3 protein-coding genes are annotated in these 4,148 nt (G+C 31.1%); 2 read left to right on the top strand and 1 reads right to left on the bottom strand.

Features of this window, described 5'->3' with window-relative positions; genetic code table 11:
- Nucleotides 1-39: 39 nt before the first annotated feature.
- Together A2255_07220 and A2255_07215 are read left to right on the top strand one after the other, a co-directional pair.
- Nucleotides 40-549, top strand: a complete 510-nt coding sequence (locus A2255_07220; protein ID OGI16930.1) for a 23S rRNA (guanosine(2251)-2'-O)-methyltransferase RlmB — start codon at nt 40-42, stop codon at nt 547-549.
- A 95-nt stretch (nt 550-644) separates the two neighbouring features.
- The gene (locus A2255_07215) at nt 645-1,691 is read left to right on the top strand and encodes a hypothetical protein (GenBank protein OGI16929.1); all 1,047 of its coding nucleotides are present in this window, start codon (nt 645-647) and stop codon (nt 1,689-1,691) included.
- Nucleotides 1,692-2,242: 551 nt separating this feature from the next.
- Here A2255_07215 and A2255_07210 read toward each other — a convergent pair.
- Nucleotides 2,243-3,943 carry a hypothetical protein gene (locus A2255_07210; GenBank protein OGI16928.1) on the bottom strand — a complete coding sequence of 567 codons (1,701 nt, stop codon included), beginning with the start codon at nt 3,941-3,943 and terminating at the stop codon, nt 2,243-2,245.
- Nucleotides 3,944-4,148 lie beyond the last annotated feature (205 nt).

Raw genomic sequence — 4,148 nt, 5'->3', positions numbered from 1 at the left:
CATCAAGGTATAGCTGCATCAGTCTCACCAATTGCCTATATGGAATTCGATGATCTGCTAAATAACTTGAAAAACGTAAAAAATTCACTTGTTATTATTCTAGATGGAGTAGAAGATCCTCATAATTTTGGCTCAATTGTAAGAACAGCAGTTGCGGCAGGTGCAGATGGAATAATAATTCCTAAAAGAAGATCAACCCCTGTAACATCTACTGTAGAAAAAGCAAGCGCAGGAACTGTAGAAAAAATTCCCATAGTACAGGTAACAAACATAGTTAATGCCATAGAAAAGCTTAAAGAAAACAATTTTTGGATTTTTGGAGCAGAAAGTACAGGAGAAAAGTATTACTTTGAGGCAGATTATAATCTAAATTGTACGTTAGTAGTAGGAGGAGAAGGTCAAGGGATCAGTACATTGGTAAAAAAACACTGTGACATATTGATTAAAATTCCTATGCCAGGAAAAATCAATTCTTTAAACGTAGCAAACGCCACAAGTATTATTATATATGAAATATTAAGACAAAGACTATGTCAAGAAGGTGTCTAACCAGACAAAATAACAACTTTATTAATTTTCTTAGATTAAAAAACTGTATCCCTATTCTAAGATTTGTATAAAATAGTTATAATGGGGGAGTTAACATGTCAATTAACGAGAAGAACATGAAATCAAACAAAGAAATTATAGAAAAATCCAAAAATAAGAACGATGAGGACCAGGAAGACGAATATTTTTCTGATGATAACGACTCTGATGAATTTGAAATTGAAGATATTGATGTAGAAGTTGAAGATGAGCCTGAAGAAAATCTGGAGGAGATAGAAAAGAGCTCCGGATCATCAGATGATTCTGTAAAAATTTACCTTCAACAAATAGGTCGGATTCCTCTTTTAACTGGGGAAGAAGAAGTTGAACATGCCAAAAATATAAGAGAGACCAATGATAAAATAGCAAAAGAAAAACTTGTAAATGCAAATTTAAGATTAGTAGTTAGTATTGCTAAGAAATATATAGGCAGAGGTTTATCTTTCCTCGATTTAATCCAGGAAGGAAATATGGGTTTAATGCGTGCTGCCGAAAAATTTGACTACACAAAAGGTTATAAATTCAGCACATATGCAACCTGGTGGATTCAGCAGGCAATAACAAGAGGAATTGCTGACAAGTCCCGTACAATCAGGCTTCCTGTTCATATGATTGAAACAATAGGAAGAATTAAGAAAGTCACTCGTGATTTAACAAATGAGCTCAATAGAAAACCCACTAAAGAAGAAATTGCTGAAAGGCTTGATATACCATTATCAAAATTAAGAGCAGTTATAAAGTCAGCTCAAGCTACTATAAGCTTAGAAACTCCATTAAATAAAAAAGAAGAAAACGCAAAAATTGGTGATTTTCTAATAGATATCAGTAGCATTTCTCCGGATACACGTGTAATCCAGGAAAATCTTTTTGATGAAATCAGAAAAATCCTTGGACAGCTCAGCAAAAAAGAACGTGATGTTCTTATTATGAGATTTGGTCTTGACGATGATGGCAATAAAAAGACACTTGAAGAAATCGGTTCAAGATACGGCGTATCAAGAGAAAGAATCAGGCAGATAGAAAACAGAGCAATAAGCAAACTCAAAAAACTTTGCAGAAATAATAGAGGTATAAAAAGTCTCAAAAATTATCTGGGGGGATAAATCTCATCTAAAGAGATAAAAAGATTTTTAAAGGTGCCTTTAAACGCAGTAAGATATGCTGTATTTGGCAATCCAATTGAGAATGTTTGTGCTACTATCATTTTAGTTAATGAAATGGTACTAAAAGATGTGGTAATATCCATTACCTAACTTAAGTCATCGACCATAGCCTTTGAAACAGGCAGACTTAATTTAAAGTTATCAGTTTACGTTGTAGCACGACTAAAAATGTTAGTAATTAAAACTCAATTAAATTTTGGATCCAATAAAAAACTTTATACGTTGATTAATAAAGATGAAAAACCATATAAAAGTATTGAGCCAGGAAAATTAGGTGGAAATAAGAGTTTAAAGATATATGGAAGATTAAGGACGCAATAAAAAATGCGTAAGTATTTTTTATTGCGTCCTTACGTCCTTATTCCTTATTAACTGGAATTTTCTTGGTTAATTTCTTGCTTCTATTAGATAATTCAGCCAACTTTAGTGGCCCTTCTATCTTATTGAAGACTAAACCTGCTCGAATAAAGATTCTATATTATACATTTGGGCTAAAATAGATCATAAATAATATTATAATTAAGCCCTCTGGTCAGTTTAATATTTTCTAAGTATGGAATTGTGTATTGTTTTTGAACTACAGTTATTGCAATTATATCTGGTTTAATTTTATCAATATCATCGACTGAATAAATCATATAATCACCAATTTCCTGACCGACTTTATTCAAACTCATATCAAAAAATCCGCCAATATTCAGTCCGGACAAATCATATTTTTCTACAAGTTCTCTTGCTAGTTGCCCTGCTCCATAAAAGCATACTTTTTTACCTTGATTTTCCTGAATAAATTTATTTACATTATTTTTAAAGTCTTGACACGAAATAATATCAGTTACATTAAAATAGTTTAAGTCAATTTCTTCAGGATACAAGCCCAATTTATCAAAAAATTCTTTATGTTTTTCCCTGAAACGCCTTTGATCTGCTTTTCTTTCTCCTGGTGCAAAGTTACTGGATATACTTGCATCTCTTCTTCTATAGTCAAAAAGAAATTCAGGAATAGATATACCGATGTAATTATTCGCACTTAGATTAATATAAAATTCCCAATCATCAGTTCTCAAGAAGTTTTTATCATATTCAAACTTATCAAATACCGATTTTTTATAAATAGCCGAATGAGAAGTTCCTCCAATAGTAATAAGTACAGGATGATTAGGATAAATAGGACAGGGATATATTAAATCTCTGCCATTTTCAGTAACATTATTGCAATATGCTACTACAAAAGGAATATCAGGATTATTTATAAGACATTTAACGCCTTTTTCAAGGTAATCAGGCGAAATCTTATCATCAGAATCCAGATATAATATATATTCACCTTCTGCAACTGATCTACCGGCATTTCTTGCTGTTGCAGGACCACCATTTCCTTTATGAACAATCTTATATTTATTTAGTTTTTCAAGCTTCTGCAATAATTCTATCGACTCAGATGCAGTAGAACCGTCGTTTACAATGATTACTTCAAAATTAGGATAGTTGCTATTATCTAAAGAAGCTAGAGTTTCCTCGAAATATTCGTGTGCATTATAGAAAGTGGTGATAGCAGAGACTTTTGGAACATAATTTAAATCAGTATATTTTATAAAAGGTTCAGGCTTATATTTAAAAATATCAAGAAAGTCTTTATTTTTAGCTGTTAATAGTCTATTTTTAGTTAAATCAGTAAAAGAGTTGAATGCTTCTAAGTTACCGGATATAGCAACATCAGCATATTTTAGGGCCAATTCCTGCAAATAAACCAATCTATACTTTGCGAGCAAATTCAAATCTGTTTTTTCGTAGTCTTTAAAAGTATCTATATTGATCACTAAATTAGCTTTATCAAATTTCCCAAGAGTCCTGTTTCCTTGAATAGAAATAGCTGAATCAATAATATTAGTTAAAAATACAACTGAATCATAATTTTCTGAGCTAAAAATATACTCTAATGATTTATAAATCAAATATGATAAATATTCATTCCGGCTACTAAAGTTAAATTCAAGATAATAAGGAATTTCTTTAGTTAATTCCTCAATAATATGCATTTTTGCATTATTAAAATTAAGATAATCCTTTAATTTTGAGGGAATCAAGAATGATGAATCAATATTTTTCTCACCTAAAAAGGATATAAGACTCTTATTAGCGTCTATACTTTCAATGTCAGTTACTACAAAGCATATTCTTTTTGAGTGCATACTCAGCCCTCTTGTACTCTCCTAGTTAAATATACAGGAAAACAAAGAATTTGACAAAAACTGTAAACAAAGAAATAATGAAGAATGTGTGATATTAATCACCTGACATAAGTTAAGTGCCAAAGGCACAAACTTATGTCTTCGCTGGAATAATTGAGTACTTAAAAATGTGACTTAGTTACTCAGTTTTCTTGGAGCACTACTG

The organism is Candidatus Melainabacteria bacterium RIFOXYA2_FULL_32_9 (genome assembly GCA_001784615.1).
Classification (GTDB): Bacteria; Cyanobacteriota; Vampirovibrionia; order Gastranaerophilales; family UBA9579; genus UBA9579.
This window is presented reverse-complemented; position numbering and strand designations above follow the sequence as displayed.